At 44.1% G+C, this 21,155-nt stretch carries 18 protein-coding genes and 1 riboswitch; of the genes, 11 read left to right on the forward strand and 7 right to left on the reverse strand.

What is annotated here, in order from left to right; translation table 11 throughout:
- Nucleotides 1-20 precede the first annotated feature (20 nt).
- Complete coding sequence (locus C3B73_RS03835) at nucleotides 21-674, reverse strand: IS1595 family transposase (protein WP_103663931.1); 654 nt, start codon at nucleotides 672-674, stop codon at nucleotides 21-23.
- A gap of 317 nt (nucleotides 675-991) precedes the next feature.
- On the opposite strand from C3B73_RS03835, the gene C3B73_RS03840 reads away from it, so the two are divergent.
- Nucleotides 992-1,333 (forward strand): STAS domain-containing protein, encoded by a 342-nt coding sequence (locus C3B73_RS03840; RefSeq protein ID WP_103664323.1) that lies wholly within the window; start codon nucleotides 992-994, stop codon nucleotides 1,331-1,333.
- Between the two features lie 103 nt (nucleotides 1,334-1,436).
- Here the strand turns inward: C3B73_RS03840 and ahcY are convergent, their stop codons facing one another.
- Nucleotides 1,437-2,750 (reverse strand): adenosylhomocysteinase, encoded by a 1,314-nt coding sequence (gene ahcY, locus C3B73_RS03845; RefSeq protein WP_103664324.1) that lies wholly within the window; start codon nucleotides 2,748-2,750, stop codon nucleotides 1,437-1,439.
- A gap of 5 nt (nucleotides 2,751-2,755) precedes the next feature.
- Nucleotides 2,756-3,283, reverse strand: coding sequence for a TlpA family protein disulfide reductase (locus tag C3B73_RS03850; RefSeq protein WP_103664325.1), 528 nt, complete (start codon nucleotides 3,281-3,283; stop codon nucleotides 2,756-2,758).
- Nucleotides 3,284-3,439: 156 nt separating this feature from the next.
- Here C3B73_RS03850 and lhgO point away from each other — a divergent pair, with 156 nt between their 5' ends.
- Genes lhgO through C3B73_RS03865 form a run of 3 tightly spaced genes read left to right on the forward strand, consistent with a single transcriptional unit; the run spans nucleotide 3,440 to nucleotide 8,392 of the window.
- Nucleotides 3,440-4,648 carry an L-2-hydroxyglutarate oxidase gene (lhgO, locus tag C3B73_RS03855; RefSeq protein ID WP_103664326.1) on the forward strand — a complete coding sequence of 403 codons (1,209 nt, stop codon included), beginning with the start codon at nucleotides 3,440-3,442 and terminating at the stop codon, nucleotides 4,646-4,648.
- Nucleotide 4,649: 1 nt separating this feature from the next.
- Nucleotides 4,650-7,505 carry an FAD-binding and (Fe-S)-binding domain-containing protein gene (locus tag C3B73_RS03860; RefSeq protein ID WP_232802983.1) on the forward strand — a complete coding sequence of 952 codons (2,856 nt, stop codon included), beginning with the start codon at nucleotides 4,650-4,652 and terminating at the stop codon, nucleotides 7,503-7,505.
- A 2-nt stretch (nucleotides 7,506-7,507) separates the two neighbouring features.
- The gene (locus tag C3B73_RS03865) at nucleotides 7,508-8,392 is read left to right on the forward strand and encodes a hypothetical protein (protein WP_103664327.1); all 885 of its coding nucleotides are present in this window, start codon (nucleotides 7,508-7,510) and stop codon (nucleotides 8,390-8,392) included.
- 97 nt (nucleotides 8,393-8,489) lie between these two features.
- On the opposite strand, the gene recN is transcribed toward C3B73_RS03865, so the two are convergent.
- Nucleotides 8,490-10,196 (reverse strand): DNA repair protein RecN, encoded by a 1,707-nt coding sequence (recN, locus tag C3B73_RS03870; RefSeq protein ID WP_103664328.1) that lies wholly within the window; start codon nucleotides 10,194-10,196, stop codon nucleotides 8,490-8,492.
- A gap of 34 nt (nucleotides 10,197-10,230) precedes the next feature.
- Nucleotides 10,231-10,581, reverse strand: coding sequence for a four helix bundle protein (locus C3B73_RS03875; RefSeq protein ID WP_103664329.1), 351 nt, complete (start codon nucleotides 10,579-10,581; stop codon nucleotides 10,231-10,233).
- 123 nt (nucleotides 10,582-10,704) lie between these two features.
- Here C3B73_RS03875 and C3B73_RS03880 point away from each other — a divergent pair, with 123 nt between their 5' ends.
- Nucleotides 10,705-11,721 carry an RluA family pseudouridine synthase gene (locus C3B73_RS03880; protein WP_198597268.1) on the forward strand — a complete coding sequence of 339 codons (1,017 nt, stop codon included), beginning with the start codon at nucleotides 10,705-10,707 and terminating at the stop codon, nucleotides 11,719-11,721.
- Between the two features lie 56 nt (nucleotides 11,722-11,777).
- A complete protein-coding gene (locus C3B73_RS03885) occupies nucleotides 11,778-12,872 on the forward strand; it encodes a CNNM domain-containing protein (protein WP_103664330.1) in 1,095 nt (364 codons plus the stop codon).
- Here the strand turns inward: C3B73_RS03885 and C3B73_RS03890 are convergent.
- The gene (locus C3B73_RS03890; protein WP_103664331.1) at nucleotides 12,861-14,225 is read right to left on the reverse strand and encodes an aspartate kinase; all 1,365 of its coding nucleotides are present in this window, start codon (nucleotides 14,223-14,225) and stop codon (nucleotides 12,861-12,863) included. The genes C3B73_RS03885 and C3B73_RS03890 overlap by 12 nt on opposite strands.
- Before the next feature lie 231 nt (nucleotides 14,226-14,456).
- On the opposite strand from C3B73_RS03890, the gene C3B73_RS03895 reads away from it, so the two are divergent.
- The 3 genes from C3B73_RS03895 to C3B73_RS03905 are packed head-to-tail and all read left to right on the forward strand — an operon-like array spanning nucleotide 14,457 to nucleotide 16,291.
- Nucleotides 14,457-15,680, forward strand: coding sequence for a BaiN/RdsA family NAD(P)/FAD-dependent oxidoreductase (locus tag C3B73_RS03895; RefSeq protein WP_103664332.1), 1,224 nt, complete (start codon nucleotides 14,457-14,459; stop codon nucleotides 15,678-15,680).
- A 52-nt stretch (nucleotides 15,681-15,732) separates the two neighbouring features.
- Nucleotides 15,733-15,966, forward strand: coding sequence for a CopG family ribbon-helix-helix protein (locus C3B73_RS03900; RefSeq protein ID WP_232802984.1), 234 nt, complete (start codon nucleotides 15,733-15,735; stop codon nucleotides 15,964-15,966).
- Entirely contained in the window at nucleotides 15,956-16,291 is a 336-nt protein-coding gene (locus C3B73_RS03905; RefSeq protein WP_103664334.1) for a type II toxin-antitoxin system PemK/MazF family toxin, read from the forward strand. The genes C3B73_RS03900 and C3B73_RS03905 overlap by 11 nt, the downstream gene beginning before the upstream one ends.
- Here the strand turns inward: C3B73_RS03905 and lysA are convergent.
- Nucleotides 16,288-17,442, reverse strand: coding sequence for a diaminopimelate decarboxylase (gene lysA / locus C3B73_RS03910; RefSeq protein ID WP_103664335.1), 1,155 nt, complete (start codon nucleotides 17,440-17,442; stop codon nucleotides 16,288-16,290). The genes C3B73_RS03905 and lysA overlap by 4 nt on opposite strands.
- Nucleotides 17,443-17,587: 145 nt before the next feature.
- Nucleotides 17,588-17,719, forward strand: a riboswitch (cyclic di-AMP (ydaO/yuaA leader).
- A 57-nt stretch (nucleotides 17,720-17,776) separates the two neighbouring features.
- Between lysA and C3B73_RS03915 the strand changes: the two genes are divergently transcribed.
- Complete coding sequence (locus C3B73_RS03915) at nucleotides 17,777-18,439, forward strand: beta/alpha barrel domain-containing protein (RefSeq protein WP_103664336.1); 663 nt, start codon at nucleotides 17,777-17,779, stop codon at nucleotides 18,437-18,439.
- Between the two features lie 61 nt (nucleotides 18,440-18,500).
- Nucleotides 18,501-20,978, forward strand: a complete 2,478-nt coding sequence (locus C3B73_RS03920) for a cation:proton antiporter domain-containing protein (RefSeq protein ID WP_103664337.1) — start codon at nucleotides 18,501-18,503, stop codon at nucleotides 20,976-20,978.
- Nucleotides 20,979-21,155: the final 177 nt, after the last annotated feature.

A 21,155-nucleotide genomic window follows, 5' to 3' on the forward strand; every position in this document is an offset into this window, starting at 1 on the left:
GGGGCTGAAGTAGCTAAGGGTTAATGTTTGGTTTGCTTATACCATGATTTTAATTGCTTTAAGAGCTCTGCATGATTGCCTCCGTTGAAGCGCCACTCACATTCCTTTAAAAACCAGTAAAAATTATCTGCTTTGATGCCGTTAAATTTGCGCATATGACGCTTGGCTTGATTCCAGAAATTCTCTATTCCATTTATGTGATTCAGTTGATCTGCAAAGAGTTCACTGTGGTTAATTCGCATGTGGTGGAACTCAGAGATATCCAGGGCATTGTAGGAGCGAAAAGTATCGGTATAAACAATACTATCCGGCTGCACATTCTGTTGAATAATTGGTAGCAAGGTTTCTGTTTTAGCATTCGGAATAATAGCCGTGTACACTTTACCTCCACGCTTAAGTAATCCAAATACAGCTACTTTGCCGGTAGATCCACGGCCACGCTTACCTTTACGCTTGCCTCCAAAATAGCTTTCATCGGCTTCCACTTCCCCAGATAATTCATAACTGGGTAGTTTACTTGCAATGAGTTGACGTAGTCTCATAAAAAACCGTATAGCGGTGTTAGCTTGAACACCAATCAATTCCGAGGCTGCACGGGCCGTAGTACCTGCTACAAAATGTTCTATCAGCCGGCTTTGTTGGTGTGGGGTTAATCGACTTTTGCGTTCATACATAGTAACTAATTTAGCACCTTATTCAAGTCTTAGCTACTTCAGCCCCAAAATTAATAATAACGTCGTGATTTTAGAATAGCGTTAGAGAAGATTATCGAGAAAATGTAAATACAAGACTAATTTAACTCCAATAATATTTAGCTATTTTAGCTGAGAGATAGTCGTAATTTCATCCGCCTGATCTGCCTTATTTTCAAATTCTATTTGACTCCATTAACTAACAGATTTTTTGTATTATCGAGACGGAAAGCATTGGCTGAAGGTAGAAATTAATGCAGCTTTTAGCTTTTATCATTTAATAAATAAAGAGGATTAGTATGAATTATAATGTTTCGGAAAAATATAATTGTGTCATTATCGAACTGAAAGGTAATGTTATGGGAGGACCTGATGCTGAGATTTTCCGGGATGAACTCCATAAACTCATTGAGAAAGGTAAAAAGAAAGTAGTGGTAGACCTGGGTAAAGTGAAGTTTATGAATTCTTCAGGACTTGGAATTCTGATCGGTGGGCTGACTACCATGAAAAATGCCGATGGGGAATTAGTGATCTGTCAGGCTGATAAAAAGATCGAAAGTTTACTTATGGTCACACAGTTGATCAAGGTGTTCGATCACTACAGAACACTTGAAGAAGCCATTGCTCATTTCGATAAATAACCAACAGATATAAAAAGATCCTGCACCGAATGAACCATGCAGGATCAATTTTTTTAATGACCAAACCGTTTGTTTAGATCACGAACGGTTTTTTGTCTGAATCTTAATAACGATACTGATCAGACTTATACGGACCTGTGATCGGTACACCAATATACTCCGCCTGATCTTCAGTCAAAGTTTCAAGTTCCACTCCGATCTTGGATAAATGCAGTCGGGCTACCTTCTCATCCAGTGATTTCGGCAGAACGTGAACACCGGCTTCGAACTCTTCCGGCCGGTTCCAGAGCGCGATCTGAGCCAGGGTTTGGTTGGTGAAACTGTTACTCATCACAAACGATGGGTGACCGGTCGCGTTACCGAGGTTCATCAATCTTCCCTGAGAAAGCAGTACCACTTGTTTACCACTGTCGTTCAGCGTGAAAATATCTACCTGTGGTTTGATGTTCTCTTCTTTGGAATTCTTTTTCAGCCAGGCTACATCGATCTCGTTATCAAAGTGACCAATATTACCTACAATGGCTTTATCCTTCATTTTCTTGAAATGACGGTCTTTGATAATGTCCTTGTTTCCGGTGGCCGTAACAAAGATATCACCTTCCTCAGCAGCATCATCCATTTTCTTCACTTCGAATCCGTCCATAGCAGCCTGAAGCGCACAGATCGGGTCGATCTCAGTAACGATAACACGTGCACCGGCTCCACGCAGAGAAGCGGCAGTTCCTTTACCTACATCACCGTATCCGGCAACAACGGCAACTTTTCCGGCCATCATTACATCGGTGGCACGGCGAATGGCATCGGCAGCGGATTCCTTACAGCCGTATTTGTTATCAAATTTTGACTTGGTTACAGAATCATTCACGTTGATGGCAGGTAGAGTGAGGGTTCCTTTTCGCTCACGTTCAACCAATCTCAGTACACCGGTGGTGGTTTCTTCAGAAATACCGTTGATGCCTTCCACCAGTTCAGGATATCGATCGAGGACCATGTTGGTCAGGTCACCTCCATCATCGAGTATCATATTCAATGGTTGTCCGTCCGGGAAGAACAGGGTTTGTTCGATCGCCCAGTCAAATTCCTCTTCAGTCATACCTTTCCAGGCATACACAGGAACTCCGGCTTCTGCCATGGCAGCTGCAGCATGGTCTTGTGTGGAATAGATATTACAGGATGACCAGGTTACATCAGCCCCAAGATCGATCAATGTTTCGATCAATACAGCCGTTTGGATGGTCATATGAAGACAACCGGCAATACGTGCCCCCTTCAATGGCTGTTGTTCACCATATTCTTCACGAAGGGCCATGAGGCCGGGCATTTCAGCTTCAGCTAATTCGATCTCCTGCCGACCCCATTTGGCAAGGGAAATATCTTTTACTTTATAAGGTAGTTTCTCTTCTTTTACTTCAGGCATGTTATCTATGATGTTTTATGTTGTTCTATAATTTCTTTTGCGTCGTTATAATCATTACCGGATAGTCCCAGCTCAGATTTGATCAGGAATCCTTCAGGGTCAAAAAATACCTTAAAAGGAATTCCAAGTGTGATGACCTCGGCTCCAACACGATTCTTATCCAATACATAATTGAAGGTGTAGTCGTTATCACTCTTGAAGTTCTCTACATCTTCCTGAGTGTCGGAATTATTAAGATTTACAGCAAGCATCACAAAATCATCGCTGTACTCTTTTTGGAGGGAATCCATGGCCGGAAAAACCTGCAGGCAGGGACTGCACCAGGTTTCCCAGAAATCGACCATGACCACTTTACCGGAATAATCCTGAATGGAAACCTCGTTTCCTTCAAGGTCATAAAAGGTCGCATTCCAGATCACCTCATCAATATGTGTATCCTGCTTGCTCAGGTCCCTGGGATTTTTGCGGGCATCGCAGGCAGTTAGCAGTCCAATAAAAACCAATCCAAGGATCGGCAGTATAAGTTTTCTCATAAAATTTGAAGGTGTTTGAATAGCTTTGTTAAATATATAACCCTATAAAGATAAGGTTTAGTTTCGTGAATTAAGAACAAAAACCTTTGAAGGGCTGTTCGGTTATTTCTTTAAAGAAGGATCAATTTTTGATTTATTAATCATATCTTTGAGGATATGAAGTACGATTTTACAATTGTAGGGGCCGGCATCGTTGGCCTCTCAACGGCATATAAACTCTCACTCAAATATCCTGAATCCAAGATCCTTGTTCTTGAAAAAGAAGATAAGGTAGCGGCTCACCAGACCGGAAAGAATTCCGGAGTTATTCATTCCGGTATCTACTATAAACCCGGAAGCTATAAAGCCAGAAATTGTGTGGATGGCCGGCATCAACTGGTAGATTTTTGCCAGAAACATGATGTAGCCATTGATGTATGCGGCAAGGTGATCGTTGCCACGGATGAAACGGAAGTACCCAAGCTGAAAGAGATCTATGAACGGGGACTTCAAAATGAGATAGAAGGTATTGAGCTCATTGATGAAGAACGGCTCAAGGAACTGGAACCACATGTAAATGGTGTGGCCGCTATTCACGTGCCTTGCGCCGGAATTGTGGATTATGCCGGTGTATGCCGGGTTCTGCAACAATTGATCGAGGAAAGTGGTGGCGAAGTTAGGTTCAACCGAAAAGTCACGAAGATCAGCCGGCAGGGTGAAGAAGTAAGCATTCGTGCAGGTAAGGAAAATGTGACCTCCTCATACCTGATCAACTGTGCAGGGCTGTATTCAGATCATGTGGCAAAAAGCGGTGGGGTAAGATCCCCGGTTAAAATCGTGCCCTTTAAGGGAGAATATTATGAATTGAAGCCGGATGCTGAATATCTGGTCAATGACCTGATCTATCCACTGCCAAATCCAGAGTTTCCGTTTCTTGGAGTACACTTTACACGCATGGCTTTGGGAGGTATTGAATGTGGTCCCAATGCGGTATTTGCCTTTAAGCGGGAAGGGTATAACAAACTTTCCTTCGACCTCAGGGATACCATTGAAACGTTGAATTTTCCGGGATTCTGGAAAATGGCCAGGGAACACTGGCGGATGGGGCTGGATGAATACCGTCGCTCGTTTTCAAAAAAAGCATTTGTGAAAGGACTTCAAAAGCTGATCCCGGAAGTACGGGAAGAGCATCTTAAAGTATCACCATCAGGAATCCGGGCCATGGCTCTTCAGAGAAACGGAGAGATCCTCGATGATTTTTATTTTGAGGTGGCCGACCGGCAGATCCATGTATTGAATGCCCCAAGCCCTGCCGCAACAGCGGGATTGGCTATAGGCGATGAGATCGTCAAAAAGGTGGAAGAGAATTTTTATCTCAAAGAATAGTATGATTCAACAAGACCTGCTTACCCGTCAGTTATACGCTCAGGATGCCTCCCTTTATCAGGAAATGCCACAAGGGGTCTCATTTCCAAAAAGTCCTGAGGATATTCAGGCATTGGTAAAACAAGCCATTCAGGAAAAATTCAGTATTACGGCGAGAAGTGCGGGAACCAGTCTGGCCGGACAGACAACAGGCGGCGGGGTCATTATGGACGTATCCCGTTATATGACAGATATATTGAAGCTGGATCCGGAAACGAAGACAGCACATGTGCAACCGGGAGTGATACGAGACACCCTGAATCGTGAAGTCGGAAACCATCAGCTGCTGTTTGGTCCTGATACCGCAACGACCAATCGCTGTATGATCGGTGGGATGATTGGGAATAATTCATCCGGTTCATTCTCCATCAAGTACCAAACTACGCGTGAGCATACCCTTGAGATCGAGGCTATTCTGAGTGATGGTTCAAGAGCGGTGTTTAAACCCCTTACCGCAGAGGAACTGGAATCCAGAAAACAACAAAATGATCTGGAAGGCCAAATCTACCGGTCGATGTTAAAACTGTTGGAGCAAAACCGGGAGCTCATTGAAAAAAGTTATCCTCACAAAGAGATCATCCGCAGAAATACCGGATACGCGCTGGATAAACTACTGGAGATGCAACCATTCGACCAGGAAGGGAGAAAATTCAATCTGTGTGAACTGCTTTGCGGGAGTGAAGGAACCCTTGCGTTTACGGCTTCAGCAAAATTGAACCTGGTTCCTAAAGACAAGCATAAACTGGTGGTGGTTCCTCAGTTCAATTCACTCGAAGAAACCATGAAAGCCGCCGTTGAGATTGTGAATTTTGAGCCTGCGGCTGTAGAACTGGTTGACCATATTATCATGGACGCCACCAAGGGCAATATTGAACAGCGTAAGAACCGGTTCTTTCTGGAGGATGAACCACGCTACATATTGATCACTCAATTTGAGGGGAATGATCCGGCTGCCCTTCAGAGTAAGGCAGAGGAATTAACCGATGTGTTGCAACAGAAAGAATTGGGTTACGCCTATCCGGTTATTACGGAATCAGACAAGATGAGGAGAGTCTGGGATCTCCGTAAAGCCGGATTAGGTCTGTTAATGGGTTTGGGAGAAGACGGTCGTTCTCCTTCTTTCTGCGAAGATACCGCGGTTCGGGTGAAGGACTTACCTGAATATGTGAAAGAATTTCGGGCCATTCTGGATAAACACAACACCAATTGTGTGTTCTATGCCCATGCTTCTGTAGGGGAGTTACACCTGCGTCCCCAGATCGATATCAATACGGAGTCGGGATTGCAGACCATGAAAGTCATGGCAGAGGAAATAGCAGACCTGGTGAAAAAATATAACGGGTCGTTATCCGGTGAACATGGCGATGGACGGGTTCGGGCTCCCTACATTCATAAGATCTTAGGGAAAGAGATGGTGCCGGTGTTGAAGCAGGTAAAAGAGATCTGGGATCCACAGTACATTTTTAATCCCGGAAAGATCGTTGAGCCCAAACCCATTGATGCCGATCTCAGGTTTTCACCTGATTATAAAAAACCGGAGCCTGAAACCGTCTTTGCATGGCGGAAGGAAGGTGATTTTGGGAGTGCCATGGAATTGTGCAACGGAGCCGGTGTTTGCCGCAAGTTAGCTGAGAGTGGAGGAACGATGTGTCCCTCCTATATGGCCACAAAAGATGAAAAGGATTCAACCCGTGGCAGGGCTAATGTTTTTCGGCATGTGTTTGCAGGTGAGGATCCCCAGGGATTTGCATCCAGTGAATTACGTCAGGCACTGGATCTGTGCCTGAGTTGTAAGGCCTGTAAAAGTGAATGCCCGGCCAATGTGGACATGGGCAAAATGAAAGCCGAATTCATGAATGGCTGGCATAAGGAGAATGGCTCCCTGCTAAAGGAAAAATTCTTTGCAAACGCCGGTAAACTATTTCCTCTTGCTTCAATGACGCCATCACTATCTAACTTTTTTACCGGATCCACTCCGGGAAAATGGTTCTTTGAAACGGTGTTTGGTATCGATTCCCGGCGGGATCTTCCGAAGTTTGCCCAAAAGTCTTTTCGTTCTCTTTTCGAAAAGCATCAGAAAAATGGAGCAGTTAGATCTGATGAAAAAGTAGTTCTGTTTGTCGATCTGTTCACGAACTACAACGATCCACAGATCGGTATGGATGCCGTGCATGTGCTTGAAATAATGGGGTATGAGGTGATCATTCCGAAAGCCATGGAAACCGGCCGGCCACAACTCTCAAAGGGATTTCTCGGCGAGGCCAAAGCCATAACGTTGAAGGTGCTGTCGGAATTTGAAGAATATGTTGAACAAGGCTTACCCGTGATCGGTATCGAACCTTCAGAGATACTGACCTTGCGTGATGAATTCCTTGAATTATGTGAAGAGGATCAACTGCCTCTTGCGAATAAGCTTGCAGATCTGTCCTTTACCATTGAAGAGTTCATAGCGAAAAATGCCCAACGTCTTCCAAAGACAGATAAAGCTAAAAAGGTTATGCTGCATGGACATTGCCATGCCAAGGCACTGGTTGGAAATGAGCCTACGATAGAGGCATTGGAGTCAGCAGGATATGAGGTAGAAGTCCTTGAGACAGGTTGCTGTGGAATGGCCGGAAGTTTTGGTTATGAAGAAGAACATTATGAAGTCTCTCAGGATATCGGGGAATTGGTGCTGTTTCCGGCATTACGAAATAATGAGGAAGATGAGGTGTGTGCCCCCGGATTTTCATGCCGACATCAGATCAAAGATGGTGTGGATAGGAAGGCTTTGCATCCGGTAACACTTATTCATAGAATGATTACTAAACAATCCTAAATATGAAAATCCGGTTTATCACAAAGCTGTTATTTTTGATTGTTCTAATGCATTTTAGTTCATCAATGTTACTTGCTCAAACTTGGGTACCTGAGCGTCTAAGCGCAGATAAACCAGAGGAAAAATGGCTTCAATATTTACATAACGAGGCATCGAGTCTTATGCTCCATGATAGTACATGTAAAAGAGCAGAAGCATTTACAGGTAAGATCAACATCATTGAGGGATATAAGACGTGTATTTCTGTTTATGAGGAAGATGAAACTGGTGAAATGGATTGGGAGACTTGGAAAGTATACTTTGGGGAGCTAAAATCAGATCACTTTTATTATAATACAGAAGTTGTTTTTGATACGAACAGATCACCAATCCAAAAAATAGAAGCTAACGGAACTGACACTTCTAAAGTTTTTGAAATGGCCACTGCTGCAAGATTGGCAATAAAGGAAGTAGATGTGCCTGACTCAAAATTTGAATATGAGGTAATTGTCAATTTCTACCGACTTAATGAGTATTCTGTTTATCTTTTGCCAAAATGGAAGGAAGGCGAGCCCTATTATCTTGGAGGTGAGTTTCATTTTGTGATCGATGTGAAGGAAAAGAAGATCATAAAATGGAAAATGCTTAACAAAAGAGTAGATGTATTTTATCCAGATATTCTAAATCGTACCAAAATCAGTAAAAGTATAAATTCGGTGTCTCCATATCCTACATCAACTGATATTCTTATGATGTACAGAAGGAAAACCGGCCCCGCTCATATTACAGTGGCAAAAGGATGGTACTACGGTATAACACCTGAGGTCAAAATTGGAATATTGGGTCAAAAGGATAAACTGAATGATAAAGAATGGTTTCAGGAATGGAATCAGTCCAATAGCTTTTAGAGCATCAGATTTAGCGACGTTGCTTGTCAGTACAATTTTATGACTGTGATTTGTTAATGTAGTAAAATAAAATTTTGTATCTCTACACTAAGTTAGATCAATTCTTAAATGTATTCTTTTCGATCAATTCACGTGCACTGTTCAGCGCAGAATCAGTGATCTGTGAACCGCTCATCAGGCTGGCGATCTCGTGAATGTGTTCTTCATCTGAAAGCGGAATGATGCGCGTAACCGTTCGCTCACTTTCCTCCACTTTGGCGACCTTATAGTGCTTATGTGCCTGACTCGCAATTTGTGGCTGGTGGGTGATAGCCACGATCTGGCAGTGCTCCGACAGCTTACGCATTGAAGCTCCCACTTTTTCAGAGATCTCTCCGCTGATTCCCGTATCGATCTCATCGAAGATCATAACCGGCAGGCTTTGTTCTTTAGCAAGAATGGATTTCAGAGCCAGCATCACGCGGCTGATCTCACCACCGGATGCAATTTTAGCCAGTGGTTTTGGTTCCTCTCCTTTATTGGTAGAGATGAACATTCTGACATCATCGCAACCCCTTTCTGTACAGTCGATGGTCTTGCCGTCAATTTCGATCCATCCATTGTCTGATAACAACCAATCGACCCGCACATCCAGTTTGGAATGTGGAATTCCAACGTTACTGAGTTCTTCCTGAATCTGAACGCCAAGTTTCTGCCCGATCTCATGCCGTTTTTCATGAAGCGTGATAGCTTGCTCTTTCAGGATTTCAGATTGCTTCTGAATGGATCGCTCGATCTTTTCGATTTCCAAGTCAAAGTTATCGGCCAGGGATAGTTCTCTTTGGATCTCATGCAGGTATTTGATCAACTCAGGCAGGTCACGCTGATATTTTTTCTGGAGCCGGTTCAGCTCAGATTGCCGCTGACGAAGTTCTTCCAGCCGGTTTGGATTGAATTCAATACTGTTTCTGTAACGTTCGGCAAAAGCAATGGCTTCATTGATACTGACCCGTGCTGCATTGATCTCCTCCAGGTAATTATTGAATTCCGGTTCGATCCGTGCCAGGTCTTCAAGATTCAGTTTAAGAAAATTCAGTAACTGTATGATGTTACCATCATCCGATTCAGCCATTTCTGATATTGCCGCTGCTTTTTGGTCAAGCACTTCCGCATTGTCAAGAAGATTCATCTCTGCTTCCAGCTGCTCGAGGTCGATGTCATCTAACCGGGCTTCCTGAAGTTCCTGCACCTGAAACCGATAGAGTTCGGTTTTTTCCTGCAGCTCGTTTTCTCTCTTTTTCAAAGACCTTAATTCTTTCTGGAGCTCAGTCATATTTCGATATTCGGCTTTGTAGGCCTTCAGTACAGGCTCCACTTCCCCAAAACCATCGATCACACCCAGATGATTTTCTTCTTTGAGTAATAGCTGATGATCATGCTGCCCATGCAGATCTACAAGAAGATCGCCGGCAGCTTTAAGCACACTGATGTTAACCGGCGTATCATTGATGAAAGCCCGGCTTCCGGTATTTCGGATCTCCCGGCGCAGGATCAAATATTCACTGAATTCGACTTCGTTATCTTTCAGTAATTCTTTCAGCTCAGCTGAATCCTCAACGCGAATGGTCGCTTCAGATATGGCCTTATCGGCTCCTCTGCGTATCACATCCGTATCGGCACGTTCCCCGAGGATCATATTTAGGGCACCAATAATGATCGATTTACCCGCTCCGGTCTGTCCGGTCAATATATTAAGTCCTTCCCCGAAACCCACTTCAAGTTCATCGATCAGGGCAAAATCTTTTATGTAGAGAGATTTGATCATTGGAAATTCAAAATTTAAAATTCAAAATGAAAAATTAGTTCAGGTTTAGTTTTGTGGTTTTAACAATCGAAGATAGAATTCTGATCAATTCAAATGCATCTAAAAGATAATCATCAACTTTAAGATTAGTCAGCTCACTTTCTTTTAAAAGTCGAAGCCAATATCGTGTTTCACGAGCTTCTTTTAAAGAGATAGATATTTTAGAAAGGAAGTCTTTTTTTGATTGACCTGCTATTGCTTCTTCAACATTGGCCCCTATACTTGTGCCTGCACGCAAAAGTTGTTTTGAAATGACATATTCTCTTTCATCCTGCAATAATTTATATAATGATATAATTGTCAGTGCAAACTCGAAACTTTTTGTTTGAATAACGTTTTCCTTCATGAAGCTCCATTTTTAATTTTTAATTTTTCACTTTGAATTATTCAGTTAGAGCAATTAGAATTGAATTCCTTACAAAATTTTTAAGGGTCTAAAAAGAATGCACAATCTCCGTACCTTTAGGCTATGAAAAAGAAAGCCGGAAAAGACCGACAGTCGACGATCTACGAACATACCGTACCCGAAGGACAGAATTCGGATATTAGACTGGATGTTTACATTACTTCATTTGTTGAGAATGCTTCCCGAAATAAGGTTCAAAAAGCCATTAAGGATGGTTATGTGACAGTGAACGGGAAAAAAGAAAAAGCGTCATATATCATGCAGCCGGGGGATGAGATCTATATTGAACTCCCACAACCACCGCCACCGGAAGCTAAACCTGAAAAACTGGATCTGAATATCATATATGAAGATGATGATATCATCATGGTCAATAAAGAAGCGGGCATGGTGGTTCACCCTGCATATGGTAACTGGAGTGGCACCATGGTCAACGGACTCATGTATCATGTAGATGAGCTGGCAGGAGAGGAGGAAGATGAAAACCTGCGTCCCGGTATCGTTCACCGTTTGGATAAAGATACGAGTGGTTTACTTGTGGTGGCAAAGAATGATGAGACTCTGGCCAAACTAAGTGCCTTATTTCAGGAAAAGGATGTGGAACGAACTTACTGGGCTATCGTATGGGGTACACCTGATCCGGAAGGTACGATTGAAGGCGATATCGGACGCTCAAAGCGGGACCGGAAACTGATGACCGTGAAGCCGGCCGGGCAGGGAAAATCGGCTGTAACACACTACAAGGTCCTTGAATATTTTGATTACCTGAGCCTGGTGGAGGTGAAGCTGGAAACCGGAAGAACTCATCAGATCCGAGTTCATTTTGCACATATTGGTCACCATGTATTTGGGGATCCTACATACGGGGGAACCTCTGTGCGTTATGGTCCGAACACAGGATCAAGAAAATCCATGTTCCATAATCTGATCACAGGATTGGATCGGCAGGCACTTCATGCCAAAACCCTGGGGTTTGAGCATCCTACTACCGGTGAAATGGTCAGATTTGATTCGGAGTTACCTGATGACTTTCAGCATGTGCTCACCATGCTAAGAGAAAACTGCAAAGCCGAATACTAAAACAGCTATTCATTGGCATCACTTTTGTAAATCAACAATAATGGTATATTAGGTTCATGGGATTACTGATTTTTTATTTGATTCTGGCTATTGGCGTATCATTTCTATGCTCAATTCTGGAAGCCGTTTTACTGTCTATTTCTCCATCGTTTGTTGCCGTTAAGGAGAAAAATGATCCACAAACAGGACAGTTGTTGAAGGAGTTGAAAAAAGATATTGACCGTCCGCTTTCAGCCATTTTGAGTTTAAATACCATTGCCCATACCGTGGGTGCGGCGGGGGTGGGTGCCCAGGCACAGGTGGTATTCGGTAATGCTTATGTTAGCCTGACGTCTGCCATACTAACCCTGGCAATACTGGTGCTTTCCGAGATCATCCCCAAAACACTGGGAGCTACCTATTGGAAACAACTTTCAGGATTTGCAGCAAGAACCACCCGTTTGCTGATTTTTGTTACGTATCCACTTGTCATACTCTCCCAGTGGATCACAAAATGGCTTTCCAGTGAAGAAAAACAACCTTCGGTTAGCCGTGAGGAATTTAGCGCGATGGCTGAACTTGGCTTTGAGGAAGGGGTATTTGAGGAAGGGGAATCCAATATTTTCAAAAACCTGATCCGTTTTCGGTCACTCAGGGTAAAAGATATTATGACTCCAAGAATTGTGGTCGTAAAGTTTCAGGAAGATCAAACCATTCAGGAGATCCTTCAGCATAAAGTAGAGCTAAGAGTATCCCGAATGCCGGTATTTGATGAGAACGAAGAGGACATTACGGGCTATATTCTAAAGAATGATCTGTACTTTAACCTTTCGGAAGGGAATGGTGAGAAGCAGCTCAAAGATATCAAACGGGAAGTGCTGATCTTACCGGAGACCATTTCATTGAAAACCCTGTTTGAGCGCCTGCTGGAAAAACAGGAACACATAGCCGTTGTGGTCGACGAATACGGTGGGTTTGCCGGGGTGGTCACCATGGAGGACGTTGTTGAAACTCTGCTCGGAATGGAGATCGTAGATGAAATAGATGCGATCGAGGATATGCAGAAGCTGGCTCGCCAAAAATGGAGAGAGCGAGCTAAGCGATTGGGTATTGTGATCCCTGATAAATTGAAAGAAATGGATGCCACCGAGCAGCAAAAATCAGCTGAATAACGTTCGGTGAATTTTCTGAGCACTTGGCAGCAATTCCTCGTCATCGATCACCAGATTAAAGATCCTTTTTTCTTTGGTGAAAGAGATCATATCAATGTTCAGATCCGACAACGGTTCCAACAAGAGGTTTCGGAAATTGCTTGCCGTTTGCACAGAACAACCAATTAAGGTGAGAAGCCCTTTACCCCGTTCTATGGATACCGAACCGATCTCAATAAAGTCCTTTGAGAGCTGATCCAGGATAACATCGTCAGAAATGGCAATGGTGACGGAGGCTTCAGTCGTGTTGACCGCATCAACAGGGAGCCGATAGGACTCAAGTACACTGAAAACTTTTGGCAGAAAGGAAAAACCCATCAGAGTTTCGTGGGCACTCACGGTTAAAAGGCTCATGTTTTGCTTGAATGACAATGCCAATACCGGCAGATCGTGGTCAGCCTCCCTCACGATTTTTGTACCGGCGTCCTCGGGTTTGAACATGTTCTTAACATAAACCGGGATATTTCTTTCCTGAGCCGGTTTCAGGGTCGATGGATGTAAGACTTTTGCACCAAAATAGGCCATTTCCGTAGCGTCAAAGTAACTGATCTCAGCCAGTGGTTTGGCTTCAGGTATGAACCGGGGATCGCCGGTGTAAACCCCACTCACATCAGTCCAAATCTCAATGGTCTCAGCTCCAACAGCCCCACCGATCAAACTCGCCGAATAATCGGATCCTTCAAAACCAAGGGTTGTGATCGTTTTGTCAGGTGCCTCACCATAAAAACCTCCGATGATCGGAGTAAACCCGTTTTCGAGGACAGTTTCCAGAGAACCACAATGCTGACTGATGAGCATTTTGTTCGGATTTGCTTTGCCATACTCATTGTCGGTTTTGATGAGTCTGCGCGCTTCAATATGCTGCGTCATCATACCCAGCGACAGTCCACATTGAGCCAGAAGGTAGGATGAGATCTGTTCCCCCATAGCTGAGATCGCATCTTTCATTTGAGGTGAAAGTTTTCCTTGCCGGGAAGTATAGGTCAGCAACTTGTTGAGCTTGCCGATCTTGGCATCCATATTTTTAAAGCAACTTTCCCTGATCAAATCGTTTTTGGCATGCGGATTTTCCTGCAGAAAATTATCAACGATGTCCTGATGACGCTGCTTGATGGATTCGGAGATTTCAAAAGCCCCTTCAAGATCACCTGAAGCGGCAAGTTGTGCAGCTTTCACTAACTGACGTGTGGTTCGTGCTGTGGCAGAAACCACCACGACTGGCCACTCATAATTTTTAATGATCTCCAATACCTTTTTCCATGTTTTGTGATCGGCCATGGAAGTACCGCCAAATTTCAGAACGTTGATCTGCATAGAGTTGATTGCTTAAAAATTGCAGTGGAAAATAAGGGGAATCTCATCCTATTCCATGCAAAATCCGGAATTATGTTCCGGAGCTTTTAATGTGATATATGATCCCGAAAAAATAAACCCAAAGCTCCGGACTGTGAATGTATAGATGAGGAAAGGTTTTTACTTCTGCGACCATCCGCTTTATCCGCGTTCCATTTCGTGACTCATCAAAAGAAACGGTATCTTTCAAAGATGAAGAATGAACCCTTACAAGTTGCTGTGATCGGTGGCGGTGCTGCCGGGTTTTTTGCAGCTATTTCAGCCAAAACGCACCATCCTGATGCAAAAGTCACGATCTACGAGAAATCGGATAAACTCCTCTCCAAGGTACGGATCTCAGGTGGTGGAAGGTGTAATGTCACACACCATTGTTTCGATATTCGTGAACTGGTAACGAACTATCCAAGGGGTGAGCGACCGCTTAAAAAAGCCTTTGGGATCTTTTCACCAACCGATACCATAGAGTGGTTCAAAAAGCGTGGGGTAGAACTGAAGACGGAATCTGATGGCAGGATGTTTCCCGTAACGGATGATTCGTCAACTATCATCAATTGTCTGATGAGTGAAACCCGAAAGCTTGGAATTGCGATCAAAACAAAGTCCAACATCAAAAAGCTGAGGAAAACTGAACACGGGTATGAGCTAGGATTACATCGGGGAGGTCGTGTTGAAGCCGATAGGGTGATCGTGGCGACAGGTGGCAGCCCACGTTCTTCCGGATTTGACTGGCTGAGAAAACTGGACCATGATATTGAGGAGCCGGTTCCATCGCTGTTCACGTTTAACATGCCGGATGAACCGATCAGGGAACTGATGGGGGTTGTAGCCGATCCGGTTTCGGTGAAGATCATGGGGTCGAAACTTCAGAACAGTGGCCCGTTACTTATTACCCACTGGGGTATGAGCGGACCGGCGATCTTGAAACTCTCAGCTTTTGGTGCGAGAGAACTAAGTGATAAGGATTACCGGTTCACAGTATTAGTTAACTGGGCCGGAGAACGAACAGAGCAAGAGGTAAGAGGCATCCTGAAAACGGTGGTTGAAGGACACGGGATGAAGAAAACCACTAACGTTAACCCCTTTCAACTGCCGGGAAGGCTGTGGAATTTTCTGATCGATAAACTGGAAGTTGGGGATGATATGATCTGGCAAAATATGGGAAAGAAAAATATCAACCGGCTGGTTCACCTTATTACAAACGATGAATATCAGGTTCAGGGTAAAACTACATTCAAAGAAGAATTTGTAACCTGTGGCGGGGTCAGTCTTCATGATGTGGACATGAAAACCATGCAAAGCCGTAAATCCCCAAACTTATACTTTGCCGGTGAAGTACTGGATATAGATGGGGTTACCGGTGGATTTAACTTTCAGGCAGCCTGGACGACGGGCTACATTGCGGGACTATTAGCTTAAATTGTTGAAATAAATTACCTTCATGTAGGTTATACTACAAAAAGGAGATAAAATGAGCGTAATGAGTATCAGGATCCCGGATGAAAAGCGGAAGAAGCTCAAAGCTATCGCTTCACTGGAAGGAAAATCAATGAGCAGTTTGGTCAGTGATTTAATTGATGACTATGTGAATGAGGCTATGGAAAGGCTTGGGGAAGAGCATGATCTGGCAGAAATCATGAACGTAAGCGAACCTTCTTTCTCTGAATGGGATAATGAGGAGGATGAGGTTTACAATGACCTATAAGCGATGGGATATTGTTTTGCTGCCATTTCCTTTTACAGACCTGAAAGCCACCAAAAAAAGACCGGCTCTTATACTTTCTCCAATTGATTACAATTCAGGACCGGATGTGTTGGTAATGTTTGTGACCAGTAACCTGAAAACAAAACCAAAGCAAGGTGATCATATTTTAACAGAGTGGAAGCAGGCAGGGTTGCCTAAGCCTTCCATGACCAGGATGAAAATTGCCACCATCGATAAAACCCTGGTTGTTAAGAAAATTGCCCGACTGACGAAGAAGGATCAACAGGCTTTAGCAGAAAATATCAGGGAATTCTTTGGAATTTAAACCTCATCCGAATACACCGAGGAATTAGCCTCCCTCAAATTATAGGCACTTCGCATTACTTCTCCATAGGCCCCGGCGCTTCGAATAGCGATAATATCTCCACGTACTACTTCCGGTATAGAAATATCAGTTCTGAAAGTATCCGAGCTTTCGCAGATGGGACCAACCACATCGTAATTTTTATCACGCTTTGAGCTCGTTAAAACATCGATGCGGTGGGCTGCCTGATACAGAGCAGGACGAATGAGTTCTGTCATGCCGGCATCAACAATCGCAAAATTCTTGGTCTCACCATATTTGGTGTAAAGAACCCTCGTTATCAGGCTTCCACACTGCCCAACTACAGACCGACCAAGTTCAAAATGTAGCTGTTGATGTTCTTTCAGTTTTATTCTGCTTTCAAACAACCCGAAAAAGCGTTCAAAATCAGGAATGGCATTATCGTTTGGATGGGTGTAATTGATCCCAAATCCCCCGCCAACGTTGATCACTGATAACTCAAACCCCCGGTTCTCGATATGCTCATTAAGCATATTTGCCCGTTCACAAAGTTCCTCGAAAGGCGTAAAGTTCTCGATCTGAGATCCGATGTGAAAATGAATGCCGATCAATTTTAAATTATTCAGATCGGGAAGACGATCAAGTACTTCATCCAGGTCTGAGGCATTGATCCCGAATTTATTCTCATTTAACCCGGTCGTGATGTACCGGTGCGTATCCGCTTCTACATTTGGGTTGAGCCGAAGGGCGATCCGGGCCGTTTTTCCCTGCATTCCGGCCAGTTCATTTAAGACTTCCAGTTCCTGTACAGATTCGCAGTTGAAACAAAAGATATCATGCTTCAATCCAAGTTCTATCTCCTCGTCACTTTTACCCACGCCGGCAAACGCGATTTCGCATGCAGAAAAACCGGAATCAATGGCTCTCTGAACCTCACCTCCACTCACGCAATCTGCGCCAAGCCCCGCTTCTTTGATCAGTTTCAGGACCTTAGGCTGGTTATTCGCTTTAAGGGCAAAATGAACGTGAAACCCCTTGGAAAGACCGTGTTTTTGAATTTCCTCCAGTGTGGCGTTCAGCACATCCAGGTCGTAGTAATAGAAGGGCGTTTTTTGGGTTCTAAAAAAGTCAGTGACTTCAGAAGGAAACATTAAATGTCGGTTTAAATATGAGAGAGTGAGTTTTTGAGGCTATAAAGATAGTCAAATTTAGGGCAGGTTTTACAAGATCTTTTCAGGTGAATCTGTACTTAAGGTTTGACCAATCACAAAAAAGCCGTTATCATTGTAAGCGTACAAATAGAATCTGCCTAATCTTATAATATGAGAGCGGAGGACCCGGAAGTGGGGCGTATTTCTGAGACCCGGAAAGGAGCATCTATCAGCTCCAGCCCGTCAGCTAACTTCGCAGGCATTGATAGAAGATGGAACATGCTGCATGTGTGATCGGTCTTCACATCCTTAACATTTATTCCGAGTAAAACACATGAGTTTAGATCAAAAAAATTACTTGCTTTCTGCAAGCAATTATGAGATTCCGAATGCCATAGAAGAGTGTACCGGTATTCGTTTAGGGGAACAGTTGATACGTTCTGTTTTATTAACGACCGATCTTGCATTTATCAACAGCTTGCAGGCTGATTCTGTGATGGCGGTGCACCCGTTTGATAAATCATCACATATGGATGAGGTGATCATTGATTTTAGTGACAAACCCGTTTTTTGCGATATAGGCGGTGGTTTATTGCATGAGCATGAGGCCACGGAAGCAGCTAAGCGGTCGCTGCATGTTGGGGCATCCGCAGTGGTGATCTCCAAACCAACCCCGGCAGAGGTCATCAGTAATATAAAGTCACAGATCAATGGATCGCTGATCTATACCGTGATGTTTGAGGCGGAACCGGTCAAAGATCTGGCAGAAGCCGGAGTAGATATCTTTAATGTGGCAACCGGTGAATTTACGGCAGAATCTGTAAGTCATATACGTAACTTGCTCCCGGAAATACCTATCATGGCAAGTGGTGGCCCGCATAACTCAACGATACGTGAAACCATTCGGGCAGGAGCAGATGCCATAGTCTTCAATCCACCAACCGCAACGGAAATGATGCGTGCCGTGTTTGAAGGGTTTAGAAATAATAACCGGTGAGAAATTTTCGTCAATGTTTAAGTTGACGGTTCCTGAAAAGCAATTCACAGCCTGATGCCATATGGATGAAATACTGAACCTGTCGCTGCCATTTTCAAATCCTGTTCTGATCTTTGCGTTGGTCATGGTGGTGATTCTTGTTGCCCCCATTCTATCCAAAAAGATCAAGATTCCCGGAATAGTAGGCATCATACTTTCGGGGATGCTTATTGGCCCCAGTGTGCTACACCTTCTGGAGCGTGACAGCACCATTGAACTGCTTGGAACCGTGGGATTATTATATCTGATGTTTACGGCCGGCCTGTCGATCGACCTGAACCGATTTGAAAAACTGCGAAATCAGAGCATTGGTTTTGGACTGATCTCGTATCTGTTTCCGGCAGCAGGAGCCTACTTTGCGGGAATACACTGGCTGAATTATTCTCTTGAAAGCTCTCTGTTACTTGGAGCAATCGTCGGTTCACATACACTGCTTGCCTATCCGATCATTGAAAGGTTAGGGATCACAAAGAATACCGCGGTCACCATGTCGATGGGAGGAACCTTGGTAACCGACACACTTTCTCTGGGTATATTGGCAATTATCGCAGGAACTGTTGGTGATGAACAGGGGCCGGGTTACTGGACGGTCTTCGCCACTTCCATTGCCGTGTTTCTGGCAGCGGCTATTCTCACGTTACCACGCGTTGGCAGATGGTTTTTCCGCACCATGAAGCACGAGACGGATGTGGATTTCGTTTTCCTGATGGCGGTTCTTTTTGCCACGGCATTTATCGCTGAGATGGCAGGACTGGCATCCATTATTGGAGCCTTTATTGCCGGTTTATTGCTGAACCGATTGGTGCCGGGTAACGGAACCCTGATGAGCCGTATTCAATTTGTGGGCAACGCGTTATTCATTCCGTTCTTTTTGATCTCAGTTGGGATGCTGGTGGATGTGCAGGTACTTGGAAGCCTTGAAGTCTGGATCTATGCCCTGATCTTTACCATGCTGGTATTTGTCGGGAAAGCACTGGCTTCCGGTATTGTAAGGCTGATCAAAGGCTTTTCAAACGCCGAGGGTTTTGTGATCTTTGGGTTGACCACTCCTCAATCTGCCGCAACCCTTGCTGTTACACTGCTTGGTTTTGATCTTGGCTTTTTTGATCAAACCGCTGTAAACGCAGTCGTGATCATGATCTTGTTAACCTGTCTGGTAGGACCCTGGATGGTTGAGAAATTTGGGAGGGATGTAGTTCTTCAGGAAGAGAAAAAACCTTATGAACCATCTCAAACTCCACAAAGGATCATTGTTCCGCTGGCAAATCCGGAAACATCGGATGCCCTTATGGATATTGCTTTCATGATCCGTGACGAAAAATCGGAGGAGCCCATTTTCCCATTAACGGTTGCCCGCGATGGCAAAGATGTAGATGCACAGGTGGCAAGAGGAGAGAAGATGCTTAGCCATGCGGTGGTTCATGCGGCAGCAGCTGAAGTGCCCGTGAATCCGGTGACATCCATCGATCTGAACATCGCAAATGGAATTGCCAGATCGGTGAATGAAAAGCTGGCCTCTGTGGTAGTGATCGGGTGGAATGGAGCTACTTCTGCCACGCAACGAATTTTTGGAAGTATCCTGGACCAGCTATTACAAAAGATCGACGAGATGGTGATGGTTTGCAAGACCCATAAACCGATCAATACGGTAAAAAGAGTGGTGATAGCGGTTCCTCCATATGCCTCACTCGAGCCGGGTTTTTCAGGAGCTGTTCGGTCCCTGAAGCTGATGGTTGATCAGGTTGGAGGTACCCTGACTATACTGGCTCCAAAAGAACGGATGAAAAATGTGGAGAAAAGAATTAAGAAAGTGAAACCTGATATAGAAACAGAGTTTATACCTATAGATGGTTGGGGAGAATTACCGGCATGGATGGACAAGCATACATTAAAAGATGATCTGTTTGTATTGTTGAGTGCCCGCGAAGGCTCTCTTTCATGGCGGCCTGCATTGGATCGCCTTCCGAGGGTGATATCCCAGAGATATCCAGATCTTGGGTTCATTACGGTATATCCCTCAGAAGTTGAACAGGATGGTAAGAACAGGGATCAGGAATCAGGAATGAAGTTGCTGAAATCCACTGATATCGTGATCTCTGAAACAGGAGAAAGCCTGGAACATAAGTTTGTGCGGATGCTGAGTGCCAATAAAAACATTGATGAAAAAGATGTAGAGCGACTTATACATCGGCTTTTAACTAACTCGTCCGATTATTCCCCTGAAATGATGGCCGGCGTGGTGCTTTACGATGCCCACACCTCATTGATACAGGAACAGCAGTTGCTGATCGGAGTAGTTAAAGAAGGAATCCGGATCCCTAAAACAGCCCATAAAGCCCGGGTTGTTCTGATGTTGTTAAGTCCTAAACAGTTACCGGTTAAAGAGCATTTAAGAGGGGTGAATCGGGCTGCCCGATTGATCAGGCCGGGCGAAAATGTAAATAAACTAATTTCAGCTCAAAGCCCTGAAGAGGTTTACAGTATTTTGATCAAACAATAAGAGATGGTAAATGGGAAGAAGTCAAAACCCGTTCGCCTCTAAGAACTTGAGTATGAATATTTTAACTTAAAATGGAATTGATTAGGTTCAAAAAACATTAATCATGTCCGTTGAAAGACGTGGGTCAGAAATTCTGATCTGAAAAAAATGAAATAGTGTAACATTTAACAGGCGTTA

Origin of the sequence: Gracilimonas amylolytica (genome assembly GCF_002911695.1) — a bacterium.
In the GTDB taxonomy this organism is placed as follows: Bacteria; Bacteroidota; Rhodothermia; order Balneolales; family Balneolaceae; genus Gracilimonas; species Gracilimonas amylolytica.

Excerpts from the sequence above, each read along its gene's own strand:
- C3B73_RS03885 (WP_103664330.1), top strand. The coding sequence starts at position 11,778 with ATGGGATTACTGATTTTTTATTTGATTCTGGCTATTGGCGTATCATTT.
- C3B73_RS03920 (WP_103664337.1), top strand. The coding sequence starts at position 18,501 with ATGGATGAAATACTGAACCTGTCGCTGCCATTTTCAAATCCTGTTCTG.
- C3B73_RS03850 (WP_103664325.1), bottom strand. The coding sequence starts at position 3,283 with ATGAGAAAACTTATACTGCCGATCCTTGGATTGGTTTTTATTGGACTG.
- C3B73_RS03905 (WP_103664334.1), top strand. The coding sequence starts at position 15,956 with ATGACCTATAAGCGATGGGATATTGTTTTGCTGCCATTTCCTTTTACA.
- C3B73_RS03915 (WP_103664336.1), top strand. The coding sequence starts at position 17,777 with ATGAGTTTAGATCAAAAAAATTACTTGCTTTCTGCAAGCAATTATGAG.
- C3B73_RS03865 (WP_103664327.1), top strand. The coding sequence starts at position 7,508 with ATGAAAATCCGGTTTATCACAAAGCTGTTATTTTTGATTGTTCTAATG.
- C3B73_RS03880 (WP_198597268.1), top strand. The coding sequence starts at position 10,705 with ATGAAAAAGAAAGCCGGAAAAGACCGACAGTCGACGATCTACGAACAT.
- ahcY (WP_103664324.1), bottom strand. The coding sequence starts at position 2,750 with ATGCCTGAAGTAAAAGAAGAGAAACTACCTTATAAAGTAAAAGATATT.
- C3B73_RS03900 (WP_232802984.1), top strand. The coding sequence starts at position 15,733 with ATGAGCGTAATGAGTATCAGGATCCCGGATGAAAAGCGGAAGAAGCTC.
- C3B73_RS03860 (WP_232802983.1), top strand. The coding sequence starts at position 4,650 with ATGATTCAACAAGACCTGCTTACCCGTCAGTTATACGCTCAGGATGCC.
- recN (WP_103664328.1), bottom strand. The coding sequence starts at position 10,196 with ATGATCAAATCTCTCTACATAAAAGATTTTGCCCTGATCGATGAACTT.
- C3B73_RS03875 (WP_103664329.1), bottom strand. The coding sequence starts at position 10,581 with ATGAAGGAAAACGTTATTCAAACAAAAAGTTTCGAGTTTGCACTGACA.
- lhgO (WP_103664326.1), top strand. The coding sequence starts at position 3,440 with ATGAAGTACGATTTTACAATTGTAGGGGCCGGCATCGTTGGCCTCTCA.
- C3B73_RS03890 (WP_103664331.1), bottom strand. The coding sequence starts at position 14,225 with ATGCAGATCAACGTTCTGAAATTTGGCGGTACTTCCATGGCCGATCAC.
- lysA (WP_103664335.1), bottom strand. The coding sequence starts at position 17,442 with ATGTTTCCTTCTGAAGTCACTGACTTTTTTAGAACCCAAAAAACGCCC.
- C3B73_RS03840 (WP_103664323.1), top strand. The coding sequence starts at position 992 with ATGAATTATAATGTTTCGGAAAAATATAATTGTGTCATTATCGAACTG.
- C3B73_RS03835 (WP_103663931.1), bottom strand. The coding sequence starts at position 674 with ATGTATGAACGCAAAAGTCGATTAACCCCACACCAACAAAGCCGGCTG.
- C3B73_RS03895 (WP_103664332.1), top strand. The coding sequence starts at position 14,457 with ATGAAGAATGAACCCTTACAAGTTGCTGTGATCGGTGGCGGTGCTGCC.